Origin of the sequence: Enterobacter sp. 241F3, assembly GCF_034106785.1 — a bacterium.
Classification (GTDB): domain Bacteria; phylum Pseudomonadota; class Gammaproteobacteria; order Enterobacterales; family Enterobacteriaceae; genus Enterobacter; species Enterobacter vonholyi.
On sequence record NZ_JAWNDD010000001.1, the window covers coordinates 276,163 to 302,515 of the forward strand.

8 protein-coding genes are annotated in these 26,353 nt (G+C 60.2%); 4 read left to right on the forward strand and 4 right to left on the reverse strand.

Annotated features, from left to right (window positions below; translation table 11 throughout):
* Positions 1-26: 26 nt before the first annotated feature.
* Together UR504_RS01285 and UR504_RS01290 are read right to left on the reverse strand one after the other, a co-directional pair.
* On the reverse strand, positions 27-18,032 hold the full coding sequence (locus UR504_RS01285; RefSeq protein WP_320739197.1) for an Ig-like domain-containing protein: 18,006 nt from the start codon (positions 18,030-18,032) through the stop codon (positions 27-29).
* Between the two features lie 121 nt (positions 18,033-18,153).
* Complete coding sequence (locus tag UR504_RS01290; protein ID WP_320739198.1) at positions 18,154-19,491, reverse strand: TolC family outer membrane protein; 1,338 nt, start codon at positions 19,489-19,491, stop codon at positions 18,154-18,156.
* 740 nt (positions 19,492-20,231) lie between these two features.
* On the opposite strand from UR504_RS01290, the gene UR504_RS01295 reads away from it, so the two are divergent.
* Positions 20,232-20,975: a DeoR/GlpR family DNA-binding transcription regulator gene (locus UR504_RS01295; protein ID WP_115875010.1), complete on the forward strand. Its 744-nt coding sequence runs from the start codon at positions 20,232-20,234 to the stop codon at positions 20,973-20,975.
* Positions 20,976-20,988: 13 nt separating this feature from the next.
* Positions 20,989-22,056 carry an oxidoreductase gene (locus UR504_RS01300; protein WP_320739200.1) on the forward strand — a complete coding sequence of 356 codons (1,068 nt, stop codon included), beginning with the start codon at positions 20,989-20,991 and terminating at the stop codon, positions 22,054-22,056.
* Positions 22,057-22,100: 44 nt separating this feature from the next.
* Here the strand turns inward: UR504_RS01300 and cybB are convergent, their stop codons facing one another.
* Positions 22,101-22,631, reverse strand: a complete 531-nt coding sequence (gene cybB / locus UR504_RS01305; RefSeq protein ID WP_115875008.1) for a cytochrome b561 — start codon at positions 22,629-22,631, stop codon at positions 22,101-22,103.
* A gap of 189 nt (positions 22,632-22,820) precedes the next feature.
* Between cybB and gap the strand changes: the two genes are divergently transcribed.
* Complete coding sequence (gene gap / locus UR504_RS01310; RefSeq protein ID WP_023311641.1) at positions 22,821-23,822, forward strand: type I glyceraldehyde-3-phosphate dehydrogenase; 1,002 nt, start codon at positions 22,821-22,823, stop codon at positions 23,820-23,822.
* Positions 23,823-23,877: 55 nt separating this feature from the next.
* On the opposite strand, the gene UR504_RS01315 is transcribed toward gap, so the two are convergent.
* Positions 23,878-24,672, reverse strand: coding sequence for a YdcF family protein (locus UR504_RS01315; RefSeq protein WP_274243086.1), 795 nt, complete (start codon positions 24,670-24,672; stop codon positions 23,878-23,880).
* 328 nt (positions 24,673-25,000) lie between these two features.
* Here UR504_RS01315 and UR504_RS01320 point away from each other — a divergent pair, with 328 nt between their 5' ends.
* Positions 25,001-26,320, forward strand: coding sequence for an MFS transporter (locus UR504_RS01320; protein ID WP_274243085.1), 1,320 nt, complete (start codon positions 25,001-25,003; stop codon positions 26,318-26,320).
* The last annotated feature ends 33 nt before the right edge of the window (positions 26,321-26,353 follow it).

The window sequence follows — 26,353 nt, forward strand, 5'->3', positions numbered from 1 at the left end:
CGGGGATCGCTCCCCGCGGCGTTGTTTTACGCAATTAACAGCTGATGGTTCGCCAGCAGCGTCGCCAGATCCGTCTGCACGCCGTTCAGGGTCACCAGAGTGGTCGGCGAGAACTGGCCGCCCGTACCGTCCAGGTCAACCTGGATCTCGGTATTGCTGCCGTTCTGCACCACGCGGATGTAATCGCTGATATTACCCGCGCTGCTGTCCAGCGTGGCCACGCCGTTCACATAGCTCGCCGAGCCCGTGCCGGTATAGCCGCTGCCGGAGAGCAGATCGCGCAGGTCAATACGATCCGTGTCCGCTGTCCCTTCCCAGGTCCCGACCGTAAAGCCGTTCACCACGTCGTGACCGTTACCGCCCGTCGCATCCGACGCGTTGATCAGCTTGTAGAGCAACGTATCGTGACCGCCGCTGCCGATGTTGAAGGTGTCATTTCCGCCGCGGCCTTCGAACTGGTTATCACCGCTGTTGCCGGTGATGACGTCGTCGAAATCCGAACCGTTAATCCCTTCAATGTTCAGCAGACGCGTGGTGCCGAACCCGGTGTCCTGCGCGGTTGAGAGGCGCAGGTCAACGGTTACGCCAGACGTCGCATTGCGGTAATCCACCACGTCCATCCCACCGGTGTTGCTCCAGGTGTCATAGTCGGAATGGGTATTCCATCCGCCGGAACCGTTGTAGGTATAGGTGCCGTTTTCCGCGATAAAGGTGTCGTTATACCCGGTCCCGGTGATAGTCCCGCTGTGGCCACCGGTGGCGGCTTCGGCCGTCAGAACGTAGCCCTCTTTGCCGTTGCCCGCTTCCAGACCGCTCCAGGTGACGTTATCCGACACGCCGTTGGTGATCTTCAGGATCTCAGCCGAATAGGTTTCATTCGGATCAAGCCCGTAGAAGCTCACCAGCGCAGAGGTATCGTTCGAACCGATACCGGACTGGGCGTTGATGATCTGCGAGGCCACCAGCACGCCCGCGGCGTTGTACAGATTGACCGTGTTGCCGTAGTAGGCGTTGATGCCCTCGCTGTCGACAATGTGCAGATGCATCGCGGTGCCGTCAGCAATGGTTTTGCTGTTTTGCACCAGCACCACCTTGCCGTTCTGCTGAGAAACCAGCAGGTCCTGCGCGCCGTCCCAGTTGTAGTCCACAGCCGCCACGCCGGTGACGTTCGCCAGGCCTGAAGCCAGCTGGCTTGAGGTCCAGGTAGAGCCGTAACCGTTGTTGGTGAACAGGGTCGCCGTCTGCGAGCCGCCGTAGGTGCTGAGCTTGACGATGTCCATCTGTCCGTCGCCGTTCCAGTCCACCGCCACAGACAAATAGCCCGCCGCTGCGTTAGAGGCTTCTACCGCGCTCTTGGTGGCCGAGAGCTTCCCGGTGCCGTCGTTGTAGTAGATCACCCCGCCGTTGTTGTTGTAGCTGCTGCCCAGGTACAGATCCATGTAGCCATCGCCGTTGAAGTCCGCCCACGTCATGGATGCCGCCGTGGTGGTATTCGAGGCGTTTGCCACAAACACGTTCGTCAGGTTCTGACCGATGGAGAGCGTGCCGTTACCGTTGTTGTTGATCACGGTTAACGAGTACGCGCCGCTGCGGTTGGTGTGCTGGACAATATCCACCGTGCCGTCGTTGTTCAGGTCGACGCCGGAGATTTCGCGCCCGGAATCAAACTGGCCGTAGAAACCGCCTTCCCCACCGGTGCCGTCCGGCGACAGGACACCCTTGTTGTTCACCAGATAGGTCAGGGAATCCATACCGGCATCGCCGTACGCCAGATCCAGATACCCATCCCCGGTTTTATCGTACGCAATCACGCCGCCGTACCAGATGGTAGTACCCATTGCCAGCTGGCTGGCGTTATAGGTGCTGCCATCGTAGGTCCACATCACCTGCGTTGACCCGGCGTAGGTATTTTCCGTCGCGAAAATGTCCTGCGTGCCGTTACGGTCAAAGTCGGCGGCGGTCTGGCTCACCACGTAGTAGTTACGGGTGTTGGTCAGCGTATTGCCGGCATAGGTCGAGCTATCGCTGCTGGAGTATGACTGGCCGTTAGCGATGATATTCCACAGACCGCTGCTGTTCATGCCGAGGGTCATGGTGGAGTTGTTGCTGTTCCCCGCCGTGGTTGCCCAGTCGGTATTCACCGAGGTGGTATCAATCACCAGGCTGCCGGTCGCCGTACCGGTGGTATTGCCGTTACCCGCGCTGCTCTTCACCTGCGCGGTCACGCTGTAGCTTGCCACGCTCAGCGCATCGCCGTCCGGGATCTGCAGATACCAGGTGTTGTGATCCGGGTCGACTACCACCGCACCGCCGGTCTGGGAGGTGTAGGTTTTGCCGTTCACCGTCACCACCAGATATTCGCCGTTCACCAGGTCAGCGGAGACGGTACCGCTGACGATCGGCGTAGTGTCCGACGTGGTCTGCGCGGTGATCGCCGCCGTGGTGGTCGGGATGCTGGTATCGACGTTCAGCACAAAGCCGTCGGATTCCGTGTAGTTACCGGCCCTGTCGGTGACGCGCACGATATAGGTGTGATTCCCGTCGCTCAGGCCGTTGTCCTGGAAGGACCAGCTCGCACTGCCGTTCATGGTCACCTGGCCGAGCAGAACCCCGTCACGGTAGAGCTGCACGATCTCGCCGTCGTCCGGGGCGCGGTTCAGCGTCCCGTTGATCAGCGGCGAGTTATCGTCCGTTGCCACCGCGCTGCCAAAGGTGCCCTGACGCTCGCCTTCGCCGTCGGTGTAGCTCACGACCGTGCCAACCGTGGTCGGCGGCGTGGTGTCTACCGTGACGATCTGAGACGCGGTGGAACCCACGTTGCCCGCCTGGTCGATAATCCGCACCTGGTAGGTGTAGTCGCCGTCAGGCAGATCGCGGGTATCGGTGTAGCTCCAGCGCTGGTTGGTGACCGTGGTATCGAGCCACGTATTCCCGCCGTCCAGGCTGATCTGTACGCGCTCGTCGCTTGCCAGCGCGCTGCCCAGCGAACCGTTAATGGTCAGCGTGGTGTCCATGGTGATGAAATCACTGCCGGACTGGCCGGTATCTTCGCTGATGCTGTCGATGGTGACGCCGTACTGCGGCGCCTGGGTATCCACCGTCACCGCCTGCGAGGTGGTTGCCCCAACGTTCCCCGCCAGATCGACGACCCGTACCTGATAGTTATGGCTGCCGTCGGTCAGAGTACGCGTGTCGCTGTAGCTCCACTGCGTGCCGCTCACGGTGGCGTATACCCAGGTGCTGCCGCCGTCCATGCTCACCTGCACGAATTCACCCGCGCCGAGTTCTGCGCCGAGCGTTCCGTGCAGCGTGTACGAGGTCGAACTGGTCAGGAAGTCGTTATTGTCGAAGCCGGTATCCACGGTGATGTTATCCACGGTCACCGTAATCGCCGCATCCGGGGCGACCGTATCGACGGTCACCTGCTGATGGGCGCTGGCCCCGACGTTGCCGGCCGCATCCACCACGCGAACGTAGTAGTCATAGGTCTGGTTACCCAGCGTGCGGCCGTCCACGTAGTACCAGCTGTTGCCGGTGACAATCACGTTCTGCCAGGTGACGCCGCCGTCGATGCTGATCTGGGCGTATTCGCCGTCGGCAAGCGTCGCGCCGAGCGAGCCGTGCAGCGTCAGGGACGTGTCGCGAGTGATAAAGTCGCTGCTGCTCAGGCCGGTATCGTCGCTGATGCTGTCGATGGCGATCGTTTTGCTAGCGTCCGGCGCAACGGTATCAATGGTCACCACCTGAGAGGCGGTGGCGCTGATGTTGCCCGCATCGTCAATCACGCGCAGCTGGTAGTTGTAATCTCCGTCGGCCAGCGTGCGGCCATCGACGTACGTCCAGCTCAGGCCGCTGACGCTGACGTCGGTCCAGGTGACGCCGCCGTCAAGGCTGATCTGCGCGTGGTCGCCGCTGCCCAGCGCCGCGCCCAGCGTGCCTTTAAGGCTGATCTGGTTGTCGCTGGTGATAAAGTCGCTGCCGGACAGGCCGGTATCCTGCGTAATGGAATCCACGGTAATGGTGGTTGCCGCAGGCTTCGTCAGATCAATCACCACGTCCTGGCTGTCCGTTGCCCCCACGTTGCCCGCGTTATCAATCACGCGGACCTGGTACTGATACGTACCGTTCGTCAGGGTGCGGCCATCGGCGTAGCGCCAGGTGGTGCCGGTCACGGTCAGGTCAATCCAGGTGACGCCGCCGTCGAGGCTGATCTGCGCCTTCTCGTTATTGCCGAGCTGCGCGGTCAGCGAGCCGTTGACGACGACCTGGCTGTCGTTGGTGATGAAATCCGTTGCGCTCAGGCCGGTATCGTTTTGCAGCGAATCAATACTTATCCCCATCGACGGCGCGGTGAGATCCACCGTGACGGTATGGTTATCGCTGGCGCTGTTGCCGATGGTGTTGCTCACCAGGGCGTTAATCACGTACGAGCCGCCGTCTGCCAGCGCGGTCACGTCAGCGCTGCCCACCGTGTAGCTCCAGGTGCCGTCATTCTGGACGGTAGCCGCATAGGTTTTACCGTTCAGCGTGATGGTCACCGTCTGGCCTGCAGGCGCGTCGGTGGTACCGCTGATGACCAGCGGCGTGCCGTGCTCGGCGGCGTTGACGATGTCGTCCTGCGCAAAGGTGTTGATGGTGATGGTTGGGACATCGCCGTTCAGCGTCACGCCGTGCGTTGCGCTGCCCGGGTTGCCCGCCTTATCGTTCACCGAAGCGGTGATGGTGTACTCCCCGTCGCTCAGGCCGAGGAAATCACGGCCCGGCACGAAGACCGACCACGATCCGTCCGCCCCGACGGTCGCCTGATAGCTGTGCCCGTTGAAGGAGACGGTCACCGTCTGGCCCTGTTCCGCCGTGGTCGTACCACGGATCGTCTGGCCCGCCAGCTGCTCCGCGCTGTTGACGATATCGTCATCGGCCACGGTGCTGATGGTCACGGTTGGCGCAACGGTGTCTACCGTTAAGGTGTGCGTGGTCTGGCCGTTGTTACCGGCTTTGTCGTTGACCGAGGCGGTCACCGTCAGCGCGCCCTGGCTAAGGGCAGCCAGATCGGCTGCCGGCACGTCGAGCGTCCAGGTGCCATCGCTGCCGACAAGCGCAGTATAGGTTTTGCCGCCCAGCGTCACGGTAACGGTCTGACCCGCCTCCGCGCTGGAAGAACCGTGCACGGTCAGCGGCTGCTGCGCTTCCGCGGCGTTCAGCATGTCGTCAACCGACAGCGTCCCAATGCTCACCACCGGCGCAGTGGTATCCACGCTGATAGTATGCGTTGCGGAGGCGCTGTTGCCCGCGCTGTCCTGCGCCGACACGGACACCTGATAGCTGGCGCCATCGGCCAGGGCGCTGACGTCTGCAACCGGTACGGTAGTCGTCCAGGTACCGTCGCTCTGAATGGTGGCCGTATAGCTCTTGCCGTTCAGGGTCACGGTGACCTGGGTGCCGCTGGCGAACTGCGCGCTGGAGCCGTTAATCACCAGTGACGAACCGGCTTCAGCCGCGTTGATGACGTCGTCACCGCTAACGGTGTTCACCGTCAGCGCCACGGAGGCGGTGTTGACCACCACGTCATGGGTCTGGGTGCTGCTGTTACCCGCGCTGTCGGTAATGGTCGCGCTGAGGGTCACAGTGCCGTCGGTCAGGGCGGAAATCACGCTGGCCGGAACGCCCACGCTCCAGTTGCCGCTGGCGTCAACGGTGGTGGTGTACTGGTGCGAACCGAGGGTGATAACCACTTTATCCCCGACGTTCGCGCCGGTTGCCGACCCGCTGACGATCTGCGCCTGGCCGTGCTCCACGCTGTTAATGACGTCATCGCCCGCGACAACGTTAAAGCTGACGGTCGGCGGCGTGGTATCAAGCGTAATTGTTTTGCCCGCGCTGCCCGGGTTACCCGCGGCGTCGCTCACGCTCGCCTGCACGGTGTAGCCGTTATCCGCCAGCGTGGAGAGGTCGCTGCCCGGAACGTTAACGCTCCAGATGCCGCCCTGCTGCACCTGCGCGGTATAGCTCTTACCGCCCAGCGTCACGGTGACCGTCTGACCGACTTCCGCCGTAGTGGTGCCGGAGATGGCAACGCCCGCAGCCGCTTCGCTGGCATTAATCACGTTATCGCCTTCGACCGTATCAATGGTCACGGTTGGCGCAGTCGCGTCCACGCTGTACTCACGCCCCGCCGACGCGCTGTTGCCGTGCGCGTTGGTGACGCTCACCTGCACGCTGGCATCGCCGTCCTTCAGGCCCGCGAGATCCGCAGACGGCACGGTGGCCGTCCAGTTGCCGTCGGCGTCCACCTTCGCGGCGTAAGTCTTGCCGCCGAAGGTGATGGTGACGGTCTGGTTTTCCTCCACGTTCGAGGTGCTGCCGGACAGCACCAGATCCGCGCCTTTCTCCGCCGCGTTAATCACGTCGTCGGTGGCAATCGCATCGATGCTGATAGCCACCGCCGCCAGGTCGACGGTCACGTCATGGCTGATGGTCACCGGGTTGCCCGCCGCGCTCTGACCTGCAACGGTCACGGTGACCGTGCCTGCTGCGAAGGCCGCGACGTCTGCCGCCGGGATCGCCGCGCTCCAGGAACCGTCTGCCAGCACGGAGGCCGCATAGGTTTTGCCATTGACGGTCACGGTGAGCGTTGTGCCTGCCGCCAGCCCGTCGCTGGTGCCGGAGACGATCAGGTTTTGAGTATGTTCGATGCTGTTGATCACATCGTCGCCCGCCACGGTATCAACGCGCAGGCCCGGCAGGCTGGCGTCGATAACGATTTCGCGCTCGCCGGTCCCGGTGTTGCCATGGCCGTTGGTGACGGTGGCTGACACCGTCAGGTCACCGTTGCCCAGCGCCGTCAGGACGGACTCCGGCACGTTCACGGACCAGGTCAGATCGCTCTGCACCGTCGCGGTGTAGGTGTTGCCGCCAATGGTCACGGTGACGGTATTGCCCGCCTCCGCGTTCGTTACCTTGCCGCTGAGGGTCTGGCCCGCGGCCACTTCCGCCGCGTTGATGACGTTATCGCCCGCCACGGTGTTGATGGTGACGGTCGGCAGCGCGGTATCCACCAGCAGGTTCGCGGTGTTGCTCACGCTGTTGCCCACGCCATTGGTGGCGCTCGCGCTCAGGGTGTAATTCGCTTCGCCCAGACCCGCCAGATCCGCCGCCGGAACGGTCAGGCTCCAGATGCCGTCTGCCGCCGTCGTGGCCGCGTAGTTTTTACCGTTCAGGGTCACGGTCACCACGGTGCCTTCCGCCAGGTTGGCGCTGGTGCCGCTGACGCTCAGGTCCTGACCTTTTTCTACCGCGTTCAGCACGTTATCGCCGCTGATGGCGTTGAAGCTGACCGAAGGCAGACCGGTATCGACGGTCACGTTATGGCTGCCGCTACCGGTGTTGCCCGCCGCGTCGGTAACCGACGCGGTGACGGTCACGGTGCCGTCGCTGAGGCCGGAAATCACGCTCGCCGGGACGCCCACGCTCCAGTTCCCCGCCGCGTCCAGCACGGTGGTGTACGTCTGGCCGCCGATGGTGACGGTGACCTTATCGCCCGCAGCCGCGCCGGTGGCGGTGCCGCTGATGATGTGCGCCTGGCTGTGTTCTGCGAGGTTAATGACATCGTCGCCCGCCACGGTATTGATGGTCACCGCAGGAACGGTGACGTCCACCGTCAGAGTGTGATCAACCGACGCCGGGTTGCCCGCCTTGTCGCTTACCGATGCGGTAACGGTCACGCTGCCGTCCGTCAGGGCCGCAACATCGGCCGCCGGGACGTTGAGCGTCCAGCTGCCGTCCGCGCTGACGGTTGTGGTGTAGTCTTTGCCGTTCAGCGACACGGTCACCGTCTGGCCAGCTTCTGCAGAGCTGGTACCGGACACGGTCAGATCGCTCTTCGCTTCGGCGGCATTCAGAATATCGTCCGTCGCCAGGGTATTAATCGTGACGGTCGGCGCGGTGGCATCCACGCTGTACTCACGTCCCGCCGAGGCGCTGTTGCCGTTGACGTTGGTGACGCTCACCTGCACGCTGGCATCGCCGTCCTTCAGGCCAGCCAGATCCGCAGACGGTACGGTCCAGGTCCAGCTGCCGCTGTCGTCCACCGTGGTGGTGTAGATTTTGCCGTTCAGGCTGATGGTCACGGTCTGCCCGGCTTCCACGTTGGTGGTCGCACCGGACAGCACCAGATCCGCGCCCTTCTCCGCCGCGTTAATCACGTCGTCGGTCGCAATCGCATTGATGCTGATGGCAACGGTCGCCAGATCTACCGTCACATCATGGCTGATGGTAATCGGGTTACCCGCTGAGCTGTCGCCGGTCACGCTGATTTTGACGGTGCCTTCCGGCCACGCGCTCACGTCGGTAGACGGAACAGCCGCACTCCAGGTGCCGTCCGCCAGCACCGTGGCCGCATAGTCTTTACCGTTGACGGTGACGGTCAGCGCCGTGCCCGGCGCCAGCCCGTCGCTGGAACCGGTAACGATCAGGTTCTGCGCGTGCTCGATGGTGTTGATCACGTCATCACCCGCGACGGTGTCGACGCGCAGTCCCGGCAGGTTAGCGTCTATAGCGATCTCGCGCTCGCCGGTGCCGGTGTTGCCGTGGCCGTTGGTGACGGTCGCCGTTACGCTCAGGCTGCCGTTACCCAGCGCGGTCAGCACGTCAGACGGCACGTTGACGGACCAGGTCAGATCGCTCTGCACCGTCGCGGTGTAGGTGTTGCCGCCAATGGTCACGGTGACGGTGTTGCCCGCTTCGGCATTCGCCACGGTGCCGCTCAGGGTCTGGCCTGCCGCCACTTCCGCCGCGTTAATGACGTTATCGCCCGCCACGGTGTTGATGGTGACCGTTGGCAGCGCGGTGTCCACCAGCAGGTTCGCGGTGTTGCTCACGCTGTTGCCCACCCCGTTGGTAGCGCTCGCGTTCAGGGTGTAGTTGGCCTGACCCAGACCCGCCAGATCCGCCGCCGGAACCGTCAGGCTCCAGGTGCCGTCTGCCGCCGTCGTGGCCGCGTAGTTTTTGCCGTTCAGGGTCACGGTCACCACGGTGCCTTCCGCGAGGTTGGCGCTGGTGCCGCTGACGCTCAGGTCCTGACCTTTCTCCACCGCGTTCAGCACGTTATCGCCGCTGATGGCGTTGAAGCTGACCGAAGGCAGACCGGTATCGACGGTCACGTTATGGCTGCCGGTACCGGTGTTGCCCGCCGAGTCGGTAACCGACGCGGTGACGGTCACGGTGCCGTCGCTGAGGCCGGAAATCACGCTTGCAGGTACGCCCACGCTCCAGTTCCCCGCCGCGTCCAGCACGGTGGTGTACGTCTGGCCGCCGATGGTGACGGTGACCTTATCGCCCGCAGCCGCGCCGGTGGCGGTGCCGCTGATGATTTGCGCCTGGCCGTGTTCTGCGATGTTAATCACGTCATCGCCCGCCACGGTATTGATGGTCACCGCCGGGACGGTGATATCTACCGCCAGGTTGTGATCCACCGACGCCGGGTTGCCCGCCTTGTCGCTTACCGATGCGGTAACGGTCACGCTGCCGTCCGTCAGGGCCGCAACATCGGCCGCCGGGACGTTGAGCGTCCAGCTGCCGTCCGCGCTGACGGTTGTGGTGTAGTCTTTGCCGTTCAGCGACACGGTCACCGTCTGGCCCGCTTCGGCGGTGCTGGTGCCGGAAACCGTCAGATCGCTCTTCGCTTCGGTGGCATTGAGAATGTCGTCCGTCGCCAGGGTATTGATGGTCACGGACGGTGCGGTCGCATCCACGCTGTACTCGCGGCCCGCCGAGGCGCTGTTGCCGTTGACGTTGGTGACGCTCACCTGCACGCTGGCGTCGCCGTCTTTCAGACCCGCCAGATCGGCCGCTGGCACCGTGGTCGTCCACTTGCCGTCGGCGCCTACGGTCGCGGTGTAGCTTTTGCCGCCGAAGATGATGGTGACGGTCTGGTTTTCTTCGACGTTTGAGGTAGTGCCTGAGAGCACCAGATCCGCGCCCTTCTCGGCCGCGTTAATCACGTCATCGGTGGCGATGGCGTCAATGCTGATGGCAACGCTCGCCAGATCCACCGTTACATCGTGGCTGATGGAAACCGGGTTACCGGCGCTGCTCTGGCCGGCAACGGTCACGGTAACCGTGCCTGCACTCAATGCGCCGACGTCCGCGGCCGGGATCGCCGCGCTCCAGGTGCCGTCCGCCAGCACGGTCGCCGGATAGGTCTTGCCGTTTACGGTCACGGTCAGCGCCGCGCCTGCCACCAGCCCGTCGCTGGAACCGGTGATAATCAGGTTCTGCCCGTGTTCGATGCTGTTGATCACGTCGTCACCCGCCACGGTATCCACGCGCAGGCCCGGCAGGTTAGCGTCGATCGTGATATCGCGCTCAGCGGATCCGCTGTTGCCGACGCCGTTGGTCACGCTGGCTGACACCGTCAAATCGCCGTTGCCCAGCGCCGTCAGAACAGATTCAGGCACATCGACGGACCAGGTGAGATCGCTCTGCACCGTTGCGGTGTAGATGTTACCGCCAATGGTCACGGTCACGGTGTTGCCCGCTTCGGCATTCACCACCTTACCGCTGATGGTCTGACCGGCTGCCAGCTCTGCCGCGTTAATGACGTCGTCGCCCGCAATGGTGTTAACGATCACGCCCGGCAGAACGGACTCCACGTTCACGGTGTGAGACGCGCTGGTGCTGTTACCGACGCCGTCCGTCGCCGAGGCGGTGACGGTGTAAAGCGCCTCGCCCAACTGACCGACTTCGCTCGCCGGAACGGTGGTGGTCCATTTTCCGTTATCGTCCACCTGCGCACTGTACGCTTTGCCGTTGAGCATCACGGTCACCACCGCGCCTGCCGCCAGGCCGGAAGCCGTACCGGAGAGGGTCAGATCCTGGGTTTTCTCAGTATTGTTGATTACATCGTCACCGGAAACGGTGTCAATGGTCAGCCCCGGCGCGGTCAGGTTCACCTCTACGCCGTGCGTGGCGCTGTTGCTGTTGCCGGCTTTATCGGTCAGCGCCGCGGTGATGGTGTAATCCCCGGCGGCCAGCGCGGTGACGTCCGCCGCAGGCACGCCAACGCTCCAGTTGCCGGAGGCGTCGAGAGTGGCGGTGTACGATTTGCCATTGAGGGTGACGGTGACCACGTCGCCCGCCGCCGCGCCGGTCACGGAACCGGTGACAATCAGGGCCTGCGCATGCTCGGCGCTGTTGATCACGTCGTCGTCGGACACGGTGTGAATGGTCAACTGTGGAACGGTGGTATCCACCAGCACGTCGCGATCCGCGGAGGCCGGGTTGCCCGCTTTATCCGATACGGCGGCGCTGACGGTGTAGTTCCCGTCGGCAATCGCGCCCAGATCGGCGGACGGTACGGTCACGCTCCAGCTGCCGTTAGCCTCAACGGTGGTGGTGTAGTCCACGCCGTTCAGGGTCACGGTGACGGTCTGACCCGCTTCGGCGTTGGTGACGCCGTTAATCACCAGATCCTGCTGCGCTTCGGCCGCATTGATAATGTTGTTGTCGCTGACGATCTCGATAGACACCGTCGGCGCGGTCGCGTCCACGCTGTACTCGCGGCCCGCGGACGCGCTGTTGCCGTTCACGTTGGTGACGCTCACCTGCACGTTGGCATCGCCGTCCTTCAGGCCGCCCAAATCGGCAGACGGCACGGTAGCCGTCCAGTTGCCGTCGGCATCGACCGTCGCGGTGTACGACTTACCGCCGAAGGTGATGGTGACGGTCTGGTTTTCTTCCACGTTGGTGGTGGAGCCGGACAGCACCAGGTCCGCGCCTTTCTCCGCCGCGTTAATCACGTCGTCAGAGGCAATCGGGTCAATGCTGATGGCGACTGCCGCCAGATCCACCTTCACGTCATGGCTGATGGAAACCGGATTGCCCGCCGCGCTCTGGCCGTCCACGGTCACGGTGACCGTGCCCGCATTCAGCGCGCTGACGTCTGCCGCCGGAATGGCCGCCGTCCAGGTCCCGTCCGCCAGCACGGTTGCGGCGTAGGTTTTACCATTGACGGTCACCGTTAACGCCGCGCCCGCTGCCAGGCCTTCGCTGGAGCCGGTGATAATCAGGTTTTGAGCGTGCTCGATGCTGTTGATGACATCGTCGCCCGCCACGGTATCGACGCGCAGGCCCGGCAGGTTGGCGTCGATGCTGATGTCGCGCTCGCCGGTGCCGGTGTTGCCGTGGCCGTTGGTGACGCTGGCTGACACGGTCAGATCGCCGTTCCCGATGGCGGTTAAGACCGTGGACGGCACGTTGACCGACCAGCTCAGATCGTCCTGAACCGTCGCCGTATAAGTATTGCCACCGATGGTAACGGTGACAGTGTCACCGCTCGCCGCGCCGCTCACTTTCCCGCTCAGGGTCTGTCCGGCAGCCACTTCCGCCGCGTTAATAACGTCGTCCGTGGCGACCGGGTTGATGGTGACCTGCGGCAGCGCGCTGTCGACCAGCACGCTATGGCCGGTGCCCGCGCTGTTGCCCGCGGTGTCGGTTACGCTCGCCGTCACCACGTAGCTCGCTTCGCCCAGCGCGGAGACGTTTGCCGCCGGAACGGTCACGCTCCAGTTCCCGCTCGCGTCGGCGGTGGCCGTATAGCTGATGCCGTTCAGCGTCACCGTAATGGCGGTTCCTTCCGGCTGGTTGCTGGTGCCGGACACCTGCAGATCCTGGCCTTTCTCGGTCGCGTTGATCACGTCGTCAGCCGCCAGGGTATTGATGGCAATGACCGGCGCGGTCAGGGAGACGTCAAACTCGTGCGTCGCGGTGGTGCTGTTACCGGCTTTGTCGGTGAGGGTCGCAGAAATCGTCTGCTCACCGTTGACCAGCGCGCCCACGTCCGCCGCCGGAACGCCCACGCTCCAGTTGCCGGAAGTATCCAGCATGGCGGTGTAATCTTTACCATTCAGGGTCACGGTGATCGCGTCACCCGCCTGCGCGCCCGTCACCTTACCGGAGACGATCAGCGCCTGGCCGTGCTCGGCAATATTGATGATGTCATCGCCCGCAACGATGTTGAAGCTAATCTGCGGTACGGTGGTGTCGACCAGCACCGAGGAGCCCGCGCTGGCCGGGTTACCTGCTTTATCGGACACGGATGCCGTGACCGCGGCGCTGCCGTCGGTGATGCCCGCCAGATCCGCCGCAGGCACGTCGAGCGTCCAGCTGCCGTCCGCCTGCACCTGCGCGCTGTATTGATTGCCGTTGAAGGTCACGGTGACCGTCTGGCCCGCTTCGGCAGTAGAGGTCCCGCTCAGGGTCAGATCCTGCGCCGCCTCTGCCGCATTCAGCATGTTATCGCCGCTGATAGCGTTAATGGTCACCGTCGGCGCGGTGGTGTCGACGCTGAACTCATGCGCCGAAGACGCGGCATTGCCGTTCACGTTGATGACGCTGACCTGAACGCTGGCGTCACCGTCTTTCAGGCCGCTCAGATCGGCAGCCGGAACGGTCCAGGTCCAGTCGCCGTTGCCATCCACCGTCGTGGTGTAGGTTTTCCCTGCGAAGGTGATGGTCACGGTCTGGCCCGCTTCAACACCGGAAGTGGTGCCGGACAGCACCAAATCCTGGCCTTTTTCCGCCGCGTTAAGCACGTTGTCGTCGGTCACGCTGTTGATGGTGATGGCGACCGGCGCGAGATCGACGTCCACGACGGTCCCGATGGTTACCGGGTTGCCAGAAGCATCCTGCGCGCTTGCCTTGATATCCAGCGATCCATCCGCCCACTGGGACACGTCCGCTGCAGGTACCGCTGCCTGCCAGGTGCCGTCCGCCAGCACCGTTGCGGAATAGGCTTTGCCGTTGATGGTCACGGTCACGGCGCTGCCCGCCGCCAGATCGGTGCTGGTGCCGGATACAATCAGGTTCTGAGCGTGTTCAATCACGTTGATCACGTCGTCGCCTGCGACCGTATCAATACGCAGTCCCGGAAGCTGGGCGTCGATGGTGAAGTCGAGCGAAGAAGAGCCGGTATTGCCGTGCGCGTTGGTGACGCTGGCCGATACGGTGAGATCCCCGTTGCCGAGCGCGGTGAACTGGCTCTCGCTTAACGGCAGGCTCCAGGTCAGATCGTCCTGCACGGTAGTCGTGTATGTCTGGCCGCCAAGGATAATCGTGACAGTGTCACCTGGCGCCGCGTTCGTGACTTTGCCGGACAGGGTTTGCCCTGCCGCCACTTCCGCCGCGTTAACGATATTGTCGCCCGCCAGCGTGTTAATCGTCACCACCGGCAGCGAGCTGTCTACCAGCACATCGTGTGAGGCTGAGGCGCTGTTGCCTACGCTATCGGTGACGTTCGCCGTCACGGTGTAATTCGCTTCGCCCAGCGCCAGCACGTTTGCCGCCGGTACGGTCACGCTCCAGTTGCCGCTGGCGTCAGCGGTGGCCGTGTACTGAATGCCGTTCAGGGTCACCGTAATAGTCGTGCCTTCCGGCTGGTTGCTGGTGCCGGAAATCTGCAGATCTTCGCCTTTCTCGGTCGCGTTAATCACGTCGTCCGCCGCCAGCGTGTTGATACCGATGACGGGCGTCACGGTATTCACCACCACATCCAGCGAACTGCTTCCGGTATTGCCGGATCTGTCGGTCACGGAGACGTCAACTGTCCAGGTGCCGTCAGCCAGCCCCTGCACGACGGACGCCGGCAGGCCAAGGCTCCAGTTGCCCGCCGCATCCACCACGGTGGTGTAATCGATGCTGTTAATGGTGATGGTCACCAAATCGCCCGCTGCCGCGCCGGTGACGGAGCCGCTCAGGACCTGCGCCTGTGAATGGGCGAGCTGGTTAACGGTGTTGGTGTCGGTGACAAAGCTGTTGATGGTCACCTGCGGCACGGTCGCGTCCACCAGCCCCACGCGGTCGGCGCTGCTGGTGTTGCCCGCCACGTCGCTCACGGTGGCCGTCACGGTAACGATGCCATCGTTGAGGGCACCGACATCAGCCGCCGGGACGCTCAGCTGCCAGGTACCGTCCGTCTGGACCGTAGTCTGATACGTTTTGCCGTTCAGCGTCACGGTAACCGTCTGGCCCGGTTCCGCACTGCTGCTACCGCTTAACAGTAAATCCTGCTGCGCTTCAGCCGCGTTGATGATGTTATCGGCGGTCAGGTTATCGAGCGTAATCGCCGGCGGCAGCGTATCCACCGTGACCACGCGCGACGCGTCGGCACTGTTGCCGTTGACGTTAGTGACGCTGACGCTCACCTGCGCGCGCCCGTCAATCAGGGTTTCCATGGCGCTGGCGGGCACGGTCAGGCTCCAGGAGCCGTCCTGCTGCACCAGCGCGGTGAAGGTCTGGTCGGCGAATTTAACCACCACGGTCTGCCCCGCCTCCACTCCCTGCGTCTGGCCGGAAAGGGTTAAATCGGCGCCTTTTTCTGCGGCATTCAGCAGGTCGTCGCCGGAGACGGTATCAATGGTGACCGCCACGGCGTTCAGATCCAGTTCAATCGGGTGTTCAGCCGCAACGGTGTTGCCCCAGGCATCTACCGCGCTGACGCTAACCGTGATGTCTCCCGCGCTCCAGGCCTGCAGGTCCGCCGCCGGGACGCCGATCTGCCAGTTGCCGCTGGCGTTAACCGCGGTAACGTAATCAACGTTGTTGATGGTAACGGTAATCTGCGTGCCGGCAGCCAGATGGGTGCTGGAGCCGGTGACGCTCAGATCCTGCTGCTGTTCGATCGCGTTGATGACGTCATCGCCGGAAATGGTGTTTACGCGCAGGCCCGGCAGTTCAGCATTGATATTGATATCGCGCTCGCCGGTGCCGGTATTGCCGTGCCCGTTGGTCACCGACGCGGTAAAGGTTAAATCCCCGTCGCCGAAGGCCTGAAGATCCGCTGACGGAATTTTCACGCTCCAGGTCAGGTCGCTGCCAACCGTTGCGGTGTAGCTCTTGCCGCCCACGGTGACAGATACGGTATCGCCCGCCGCCGCGCCGGTGACGCGACCGCTGAGGGTTTGATCGACGCCCGCTTCGGCGTTATTGACTAGGTTGTCGCCCGCAAAGGTGTTGATAATGACCTGCGGAAGTACGGTATCCACCAGCAGCGTCGCCCCGGCAGAGCCGCTGTTACCCACGCTGTCGGTACCGCTGACGCTGACGGTGTAAAGGGTGTTCGCCAGATTCAGCACGTCGGAAACCGGCACCTGGACCGCCCAGATACCGTTTTCAACGGTGGCCTGATAGCTGACGTTGTTCAGCGTCACGGTGATGGCGCTGCCGTCAGGCAGGTTGCTGGTGCCGGTGAGGCTCAGCGGCTGCATTGCCTCCTGAGCATTCAGCACGTTGTCCTGGCTGATGGCGTCAATCGTAAATTCTGGCGGGTTTCCGCTCAGCGTAATATCGTGCGTGGCGCTGCCGGTGTTGCCTGCCGCGTCGGTCACGGAAACTGAAATCGTATGGTTACCTTCTCCCAACGCACCCAGCACGGACGCCGGAACGCCTACGCTCCAGCTGCCGTCCGCCAGCACCACGCCGGTGAAAGACTGTCCGCCAACGGTCACGGTGACCACATCGCCTGCCGACGCGCCGCTCGCCTGCCCGGAAATAATCTGCGCCTGCCCCTGCTCACTGATATTGAGGGTATCGTCGCCCGCCACGGTATCAATAGTGACGACCGGCGCGGTGGTATCAACCGTGAAATCTCCCGTCACGGACGTACCGTTGCCCGCTTTGTCGCTAACGTTAACCGTCAGAGTGTGATTGCCCTCGTTGAGCGCCTGCACGTCGTTCGCTGCAAGCGTGACGGACCAGGTGCCGTCGCTACCCACCGTAGCGTTATAGTTTTTACCGTTCAGCGTGACCGTGACGATCTGACCGGCTTCCGCATTCGTTTTACCGGTCAGGGTCAGCGGCTGATTGTGCTCAGCCGCATTAATGATGTTGTCCTGCGCGAGGGTATCGATAGAGAGGGTTGGTGCGGTGGTATCCACGCCGATCGTCTGGCTGCCGCTCACGGTATTACCCGCCGCGTCTTTGCCGCTGACGTTAATCGTCCAGGTGCCGTCGCCCAGCGCCTGCGCGTCTGCTGCAGGCACGTTCACGCTCCACGCGCCGTCTGCCCCGACTTCAGCCGCGTAGGTTTTGCCGTTCAGCGTTACGGTAAGTACGGTACCCTGCGCCAGGTTTTTGCTGGCTCCGGAAACCGTAAAGCCCGCGGATTGTTCGCTGGCGTTCAGCACGTTATCGCCCGCCGTGGTGGCAAGCGTAATGGCGGCATCGGCGGTTGAAACCGTCACGGTGATACTGCCCGCAGAGGTGGTTTTACTGCCGTCGATTTGCACGACCGACCAGGTGTGCTCCCCGTCCGTCTGGGTCGGTAACATTACCGTCCACGTGCCGTCTTTGCCGACCATCGTGCTCGCAATGGTGCTGCCGCTGCTGTCTTTAACCTGGATGGTCGCGCCTGGCTGACCGGTACCGCTAAAGGTTGGGTTGCTGTCGTCCGTGATCTCGTTTGCGCTCAGCACGCCCTGCTTGTCACCCGCTTTATCCGACAGCAGGAAGGTTGGCGTGGCGCTTTCCACCTCTTTGGTATTATCAATAACTTTTGTCTTAGTTTCGCCGTCGCCGCCGTTTGCCAGCAGCGCCCCGATGGCACCGCCACCTAATGCAGCTCCCGCAATCCAGCCCCACGGCGCGTCGCTTAAGACGCTTTCCTGTTCAAGGAAAGGTTGAATGCTGCTAATCGGTGTGGCCTGCGCGGTTAACTCGGTCACCGCAGCACCTGACGCGTCCCCGGCATCGGCAAAAGAAATATGCGTCAGTTCCTGACGATCGTTGAATACCAGCTCTGACTGAGTATGCGTTTCAGGATCTTCAACAAAATAGTTATTGCAGCGAATAACGCTGCCATCTTTCATATAAATGAGAAGGTCTTTACCCTGGCGGACATAGCGCACCACATCCTGAGCAGAACCCTGGATTTCAATAACGCTCGGGGATGAAATAGAGACCGACAGATTTCCTTCGCCGGTTAATTTCGTTTTCTCCGCCGTTTTGCGAATGATGACATCAACAACTTTTATGTTACTCATATTCTTCTCCTTGCAGGTGTACGGATTCCTGTGGATATGTCCACCAGATGGATGTAGCTATCCCTGGGAAAAAACACCCATTATTTTCAGTCTTACTTTGCGCAAAACTGCGCGTCTTTTATTAACTCAAATCGGGTAATTTTGCGGCAGCGTTTTTCTCTATTCCAACAAGCGGCATTAAATTATCAACCGCGGAAGCATAATTAATTGCCGAACTCCAGCCATCATACTCAGCGATTATTTTCGCCGAAGTAGCCTGCCAGACATCCTGCTCAACGCTGAGCAGATCGTTAATGCTCCGCTTGCTCAGGGTGTACTCATTTTTATAAACATCCCGGGCGCGCAGGGCATTTTCCAGCTGCTGCTTCCCGGCCTCCATTCTTCCCCGTGCGCCGGTCCAGTCCGCCTGCGCGACGGAGGCTTTTTGCAGGACGTCAAAACGCGCCTGATCGACCTGAGAGGAGGCCATCGCCCGTGCTCCTTCAGCCTGCCGCACTCGTGCGGAAACTGCGCCCCCCTGATAAAGCGGTGCGTCAATATTGAGCTGGATCTGGTCGTCCCAGTACGAACGGTTGTCCGATTCATAACGGGTGCGCCCACCCTTCAGGCTTAACGTCGGCCAGTGCTGGGACTTCGCCGTTTCCACGCCGTACTGGGCAGAGCGCTCCATGTTTTGCGCGGCCATAACCGCCGGTATCAGCGAGTAATCAATGCGGTTGAGCGAATCAGGTTCAACCGCGAGGTTTGCAGGTACAGGCGAATAGTTTTCTGCCTGCATACCGGTTAATACCGCAAGCCGCGCGCGGGCGCTGTTTAAGGCGGCCTGATACTGCGCGACCGTCGCCTGCATGCCGGCAATACGCGTGCGGGTCTGGAGCTCATCGGAGGTCGAGCTCACGCCCGCATCGGCACGCAGCTTTGCCAGCTGCTCAACGTTTTTCAGCGCCTGAACGTTCTCCTTTGCCGCCTGCAGCAGATCGGCATAGCGTTTGACCTCGACGTAGCTCAGCGCCGTTTTTTCCGCCACGTCAGAGAGCATGCCCATCAGCTGATAGCGATAGCTATCGCGCTGGGCGGAAGACTGGCTGATGCTGTTATTAGTCTTGCCAAAATCGTACAGCAGCTGCGTCAGGCTCAGCCCCCAGGCGGCCGAATTTTTCAGCGACCCGCTGGAATCGGTGGTCTGGCTGTGCCCTGTACTCCCGTTCAACGATATTTGCGGCATCCAGCCGCTGCGCGCTTCATCTATTTGTGCCTGGCCAATACCCAATTGTGCGGCCTGCTGACTAATAGACGGATCGCGATCGATAGCAAAAAGAATACTTTCTTTTAAGGTTGTCGTGGCAACCGGGGCAATGCCCACCTGACTGCTATTGGCGTACGCCGTATTTATGGCTAATGAAATGAATGCCAGTGCTGCTGTAAATCGGCGTAACATAGGCTTTCGTAATATCGTCATTGTTATCTCCCTGACTCTGAGTGACACTGAAGCAATTACCCAAAAAGAGGTATAGATAATTAGACAAATATCTTATTTAGCATCCTTGCCGTATTTTAGGTAAAACTCCCCCATACCCATTTCCTCTGGAGATGAGATCTGCCTGCGTCTTATTTAAATTAAGAATTTACTTATTTCCTAAAGTGGTTAGCAGCATAACAAAATGTGTTATAGGCCACTACACCCCCAATGTTAAGGCGGTGTTACAATTAAGAAAAAACATGGGGTTTCTGGACAAAACTCTTAAAATGACCTTTCAGATGAAACATATAAACCGACTGTTATTTAAGGAAAATTCTTAATTTGCTCCCTGCACATTTTTGCGTTAATTTCCGCTCGGGTCAGACACAAAGATTTTCAAAGAAGTGTCAATTTAAGTAGCCAAACAGGCCCAATTAAAATTTAATGCCATTAATAAACTAATTAAAGCAATTAAAAACCGAACTATCACCATTTAACAGAATTAAAACCCAGACAATGATGGTGCAGTGGTTACATAACCCAAACTGTTAAATAAAACATAACAATAACATTATGATTAACATTCAAAACGGCTTGCTTATACCTTTTTAATAAAATTTTAATAATCACGCATCTGAATCATCACCGCACTCCCCGACATCAAAACGACATTGCCCTTTTCTCTGCGTTAAAATGCTGTATTATGCAAACTATTGCGACATTTTGCAGGATTGTACCCCATGCACAAAACCGCTCGTCAACGCTACGTTCTGGATATCCTGAGCGAGCAAGGCCAGGCCAGCATCACCGAGCTGGCCGAAAAGCTGCAGGTTTCAGCCGATACCATCCGTCGGGATCTGACCGACCTGGAGAACCAGGGCCTGGCGCAGAAGAACCACGGCGGAGCCATCGCGTTGAATCTCTCCGCCATGAACCGTCAGGGCCGCAATACGCTGCTGCCGGAGACCAAACAGCGCCTGGGTAAGCAGGTCGCACAGCAGGTTCCACCGGGCTCCACCCTTTTTCTGGATGCCGGGAGCACGGTGATGGCCGTCGCCACCTTTCTTCAGGGGCCGCTCACCGTCATTACCACGTCGCTGGATATCGCCCAGCACTTTAGCGACCGGGAAGACGTTGAGCTGATCCTGCTCGGCGGCAAATGGGACCACCAGCAGCGCCTGTTTGCCGGAAGCGCCACGTTATCTTTGCTGTCCCGTTATCGGGCAGATATCGCCATCCTCGGGGCGTGCGCCATTCATGCCGAACTCGGTCTGAGCGCCGGTAAAGAAGCGGATGCCGAGGTTAAACGCGCAATGCTGGACGCAAGCCACGTGCACTGGATTGTCGCCGATCATCTGAAAATTAACCGCTGCGAGCCGTATCTGGTTTCCGGGTTATCCAACATTCAACAACTCTTTTTAGATCGTCCCTGGCCTGAGCTTGGGGACCCTGGCGCATTGCAGGTCACGGTGTGCGCGAATTAACGTGGAGAAGGTCATGAGTAAAGTTCAAACAATCAACATTGCGCTGATCGGGTATGGATTTGTCGGGAAAACCTTCCATGCCCCGCTGATCCAGTCTGTGGACGGGCTTAAGCTGGCAGTTGTCTCTTCTCGCGATGAAGACAAGGTAAAACGCGATCTGCCGGACGTACAGGTGGTCGCCACCCCTGAAGAGGCTATTCAGCATCCTGATGTTGACCTGGTGGTGATTGCCTCCCCCAACGCCACGCACGCCCCGCTGGCGACGCTGGCCCTGAACTCGGGTAAACACGTGGTCGTGGATAAGCCTTTCACCCTCGACATGCAGGAAGCCCGCGACCTGATTGCGCTGGCGGAGGAAAAGCAGCTGCTGCTCTCCGTCTTCCACAACCGCCGCTGGGACAGCGATTTCCTCGGCATTAAGCAGGTTATTGAGCAAGGCACGCTCGGCAAGGTCAAACACCTTGAATCGCACATTGACCGCTTCCGCCCGGAAGTGCGCGTGCGCTGGCGCGAGCAGAATGTCCCCGGGAGCGGCCTGTGGTTTGACCTGGGGCCTCATCTTATCGACCAGACGCTACAGCTCTTTGGCCTGCCGCAGTCGGTTCAGGGGAATATCGCGACGCTGCGCGACGGCGCAGAAGTTAACGACTGGGCGCACGTAGTCTTAAACTACCCGGAGCATAAGGTGATTCTGCACGCCAGCATGCTGGTGGCAGGCGGTACGGCGCGCTTTGCCGTCCACGGGGACAAGGGCAGCGTGGTGAAGGCCAGAATCGATCAGCAGGAAGCACAGCTGCTCGCAGGGGTGACTCCAGGCAGTGAAACCTGGGGCGAAGACAGCGACAGTATGGTGTTCTTTGGGGCCGACGGCACACCGCAGACGATCCCTACCCCGAAAGGCGATCAGCGACAGTACTATATTAACGTGCGTGATGCACTACGCGGGGAAATCGCCAATCCTGTCCATCCTGTTGAGGCATTAGCGGTGATGGCCGTGCTGGAAGCGGCGGTGAAGTCGTCGGAGACGGGGTCAACTCAGGGGCTGGCGTTAACTGCCGAAGAGCGTGCTTTGCTGGGTTAAAAAACAAGCCGGGTGACGCATCGCCACCCGGCAAGCGTTAAAGACTACGAACGCTTTTTCGGCATCATGCGCAGAAGGGTATTATCTTTCCAGAAATAGTGGTGCATCAGCGCCGCCGCGGCGTGCAGGCCAATCACAAAATAGCCCAGATTTGCCAGCGTTTCGTGCCACTCTTTCAGCACATCAACCAGGTCAAAATTTGACTCTGCCGCATGCGGCATCGCCAGGCCAAAAGCAAACCAGTCGCTGCCCCGGTTATACATCATCACAATGCCAATCAGCGGCAGCGCAATAAACAGCAGATAAACCACCAGATGCCCCAGATGGGACATCCCCGTCACCATCGCTTTTGGCTTCGGTTCAATCGGTGGCGCGCGGAACTTCAGGCGAACCAGAAGACGCGTTACCATCAGCACCAGGATACCGATCCCGCATGAGACGTGGATCATGTTGATCGCCGGGCGCGCGGTGCGCGGGAAGAAACCTCTGAACTCCATGGCGCAGTAGGCGACGATGATTAACAGAAACACCAGCCAGTGGATGCCGATTTGCAGGCTTGTATATTTAGTGCGCATGTGATTTCTCGATTAAAAACAGTTACCGCGCCAACATAATCCCCTTTCCTTAAAAATTCATTAACTTTTCTGTATGGTTTTTCAAATACTTCCTCCCGCATGAAGCATCTTCAATTGCTGCCCTGCCCGTGATGGTCTAAGCCTGGATGAGTTCAAACTGTCGCATCGACACGTTTACAGGAGAGCACCATGAGTAAAATTGGCATTAACGGCTTTGGACGCATTGGGCGCCTTGTACTGCGTCGCCTTCTTGAAACCCAGGACAGTAATACCGTCGTCGCCATCAACGACCTCACCTCCCCGAAAGTGCTGGCCTACCTGCTCAGGCATGATTCCAACTACGGTGGCTTCCCGTGGAGCGTGGACTTCACCGAGGATGCGCTGATTGTGGACGGTAAAACCATTGCGGTGTACGCCGAGAAAGAGGCGAAGCACATTCCGTGGAAAGCCGCAGGCGTGGATATCGTCGTGGAGTGCACCGGCTTTTATACTTCTGAAGAGAAATCACGGGCGCACCTGGACGCCGGCGCGAAGAAAGTGCTGATTTCTGCGCCTGCGGGTGACATGAAAACTATCGTCTACAGCGTTAATGACGACACCATTGACGCCAGTGATACCATCATCTCCGTCGCCTCCTGCACCACCAACTGCCTCGCTCCGCTGGCGAAAGCCCTGAACGATGCGTTTGAAATTAAGGTGGGCACCATGACCACCATTCACGCCTATACCGGTACGCAGGCGCTGGTAGATGGCCCGCGTGGGAAAGACCTTCGCGCCTCCCGGGCGGCGGCAGAGAACATTATTCCGCACACCACGGGTGCCGCCAAAGCCATTGGCCTGGTGATCCCTGCGCTCAGCGGCAAACTTAAGGGCCACGCGCAGCGCGTGCCGGTAAAAACGGGTTCGGTAACCGAGCTGGTGGCCATTCTGGGCAAGAAAGTCACCGTTGAGGAGATCAACGCCGCGCTGAAAAAGGCGACGCAGGGCAATAAATCGTTTGGGTATACCGACGAAGAAATTGTGTCGTCAGATGTGATTGGCTCGCACTATGGTTCGGTGTTTGACGCCACGCAGACGGAGGTGTCAGAGGCGGGAGAACTTCAGCTGGTGAAAGCCGTTGCCTGGTATGACAACGAATACGGTTTCGTCACTCAACTGGTGCGGACGCTGGATAAGTTTGCGGCGCTGTGATTTTTTCCCCTCATCCTAACCCTCTCCCCATTGGGGCGAGGGAATTGTTCCGTGCTCAGATGATTTTTCGCGTCACCTTCAGGACCGGATCCTGCTGCAGCTGTTTCCATGCGGCCATGACGGCCTCGGGGAATTCAACGTGAGCAATATAATCCCGCCCGGCCGGGCCATAGCCGTTTGCGTCATCATACAGGCGCGGTAGTTCCCCCAGAACGAGAGAAAGATAGCGGTCAACGGGCCACAGCGCGGTGTAGCCCTCACCGAATTCCACGCCATCTTTTCCGTTTTGCAGCGTTGGCGTAAACCCGGGATGGCTTGTCCACTCCGGTGAATCGGGCTCATCACGACACACGCGGGCAAACGTCGCCATCGTGCGGCGCTGCATCGTCGGATCCTGCACCACCAGCACCCGCCCGGTCGTTCGATGACGCTGTTTCAGCATGTTCCAGCTAAAGCGCGCGTTTTCACCGCAGTTGGTGGATTGATCCTCAACCCACAGATGCGCCTGCGGGATCTGCCAGAACTCCCGCGCAATGTCGGCAAGAATGCTTGCTTCGGCCCGCCCTGCGACCGGTACGGTGTGGTAACGCGGATGACTGGCGATGGCAGCATATAAAAAGCTGGTCGAATGCCCGATGCCGCCGCTAATCAGTAGCGGGACTTCTCTCTGCGCGGCAAAACGGCAGGCCGCGTCAATGGTTGGGATCACCGCGTTTCCAGCCAGAATCACCGCATCAATCTCCGGGGACTGACGCGTCACGCTCAGTTCGTCCTGCGCCAGCCATGCGCCGACAGTATTGATGGCCGCCAGCGTGGCATCCGCCAGAAGGGGAAAATGGGGGTGAACCATGATGAACTCCTCATGTTGTTGAAGCGCCGAATTTATCATTTTCTGAAATAACCAGAAACATCCAAAAATCATCGGGTTGCACCTGCCTATTATGCTTTTGATTCCCAGCCTTACAAAACATTGTATTGTTCAGGCGTTATGAAAAAGCACCCGGCGCTGCTTATTTCACCGTGATCTGACCAGTTTTATCCCCCCTGCGCTTGCCAAAAGCAACATCCAACCCTAAGTTGCTTAACAATTTCACAACCTTTTTCATCATCACAGGTTGCACCTGAAGCGCGCCAGGTGACACCTCTCTCTCATCATCAACGTGGCGGGGTTTCAGGTCATGACAGAACATGAAAGTACGACGACGGTATTACGAAAAAATAAAAAGGTATTAATCGCCAGCCTTACCGGGAGCGCCATTGAATGGTTTGACTATTTTCTCTACGGTACGGCGGCCGCGCTGGTCTTCAATAAGATCTTTTTCCCGATGGTCGATCCGGTGATCGGGCTCATTCTCTCGTATCTCTCTTTCTCATTAACCTTTTTTATTCGCCCCATTGGCGGGGTACTTTTCGCCCACATTGGCGACCGCATCGGACGTAAAAAAACCCTCGTGCTGACCCTCTCTTTGATGGGAGGTGCAACCGTTATGATTGGCCTGCTGCCCACATATGAGATGATCGGCCTGTGGGCCCCTGCTCTGCTGATCCTGATGCGCATCATTCAGGGGATGGGCATCGGCGGTGAATGGGCCGGCGCGCTGCTGCTGGCCTATGAATACGCGCCAGAAAAACGTAAAGGCTTCTTCGGCAGCATTCCTCAGGCGGGCGTCACCATCGGCATGCTGATGGCAACCTTTATCGTTTCGCTGATGACACTGTTCAGCGAGGAGGATTTTCTCTCCTGGGGCTGGCGTATCCCGTTCCTGCTGAGTTCGGTTCTGGTGTTGCTCGGCCTGTGGATCCGCAAGGATATTGATGAAACGCCCGATTTTAAGAGAGTCAAAGCGTCCGGTCAGGTGGCTAAGGCCCCGCTGCGCGATACGCTGAAGCATCACTGGCGTGAAGTGCTGATCGCCGCCGGTCTGAAGGTGGTTGAAACCGCCCCCTTCTACATCTTCTCTACGTTTGTAGTGAGCTATGCCACCAGCACGCTGACCTATCAAAAATCACAGGCGCTGGAAGCCGTGACGCTGGGAGCTCTGGTAGCGACCATTATGATCCCGCTGATGGGGTTGCTCTCCGATAAAATAGGCCGTCAGCGCATGTACGCAATCAGCGTCTTCGTGCTGGGCCTGTTTATCGTACCGTGGTTTATGCTGCTCAATACCGGTACAACCTGGGGCATCGTGCTCGCGACGGTCATCGCCTTTGGCGTGCTGTGGGCCCCTGTCACGGCGGTGCTCGGCACGCTGTGCTCTGAAATTTTTAGTGCAAACGTGCGCTACACCGGCATTACGCTCGGCTATCAGCTGGGTGCCGCGCTGGCAGGCGGTACCGCCCCGCTGATTGCGACCGGCCTGCTGGCGAAATACGACGGCGACTGGGTGCCGGTGGCCTGGTATCTTGCCGTCACGGTAACCATTTCCTTAATCGCGATTTTCTGCGCCAGCCGCGTTAAGCGTGCAACACTCATCCAGGCGCAGCCCGAACGTCTCTGACCGTTCCCGGCCCGTCCTGCGGGCCGCTCTTTT

Excerpts from the sequence above, each read along its gene's own strand:
- UR504_RS01285 (WP_320739197.1), bottom strand. The coding sequence starts at position 18,032 with ATGAGTAACATAAAAGTTGTTGATGTCATCATTCGCAAAACGGCGGAG.
- UR504_RS01290 (WP_320739198.1), bottom strand. The coding sequence starts at position 19,491 with ATGACGATATTACGAAAGCCTATGTTACGCCGATTTACAGCAGCACTG.
- UR504_RS01295 (WP_115875010.1), top strand. The coding sequence starts at position 20,232 with ATGCACAAAACCGCTCGTCAACGCTACGTTCTGGATATCCTGAGCGAG.
- UR504_RS01300 (WP_320739200.1), top strand. The coding sequence starts at position 20,989 with ATGAGTAAAGTTCAAACAATCAACATTGCGCTGATCGGGTATGGATTT.
- cybB (WP_115875008.1), bottom strand. The coding sequence starts at position 22,631 with ATGCGCACTAAATATACAAGCCTGCAAATCGGCATCCACTGGCTGGTG.
- gap (WP_023311641.1), top strand. The coding sequence starts at position 22,821 with ATGAGTAAAATTGGCATTAACGGCTTTGGACGCATTGGGCGCCTTGTA.
- UR504_RS01315 (WP_274243086.1), bottom strand. The coding sequence starts at position 24,672 with ATGGTTCACCCCCATTTTCCCCTTCTGGCGGATGCCACGCTGGCGGCC.
- UR504_RS01320 (WP_274243085.1), top strand. The coding sequence starts at position 25,001 with ATGACAGAACATGAAAGTACGACGACGGTATTACGAAAAAATAAAAAG.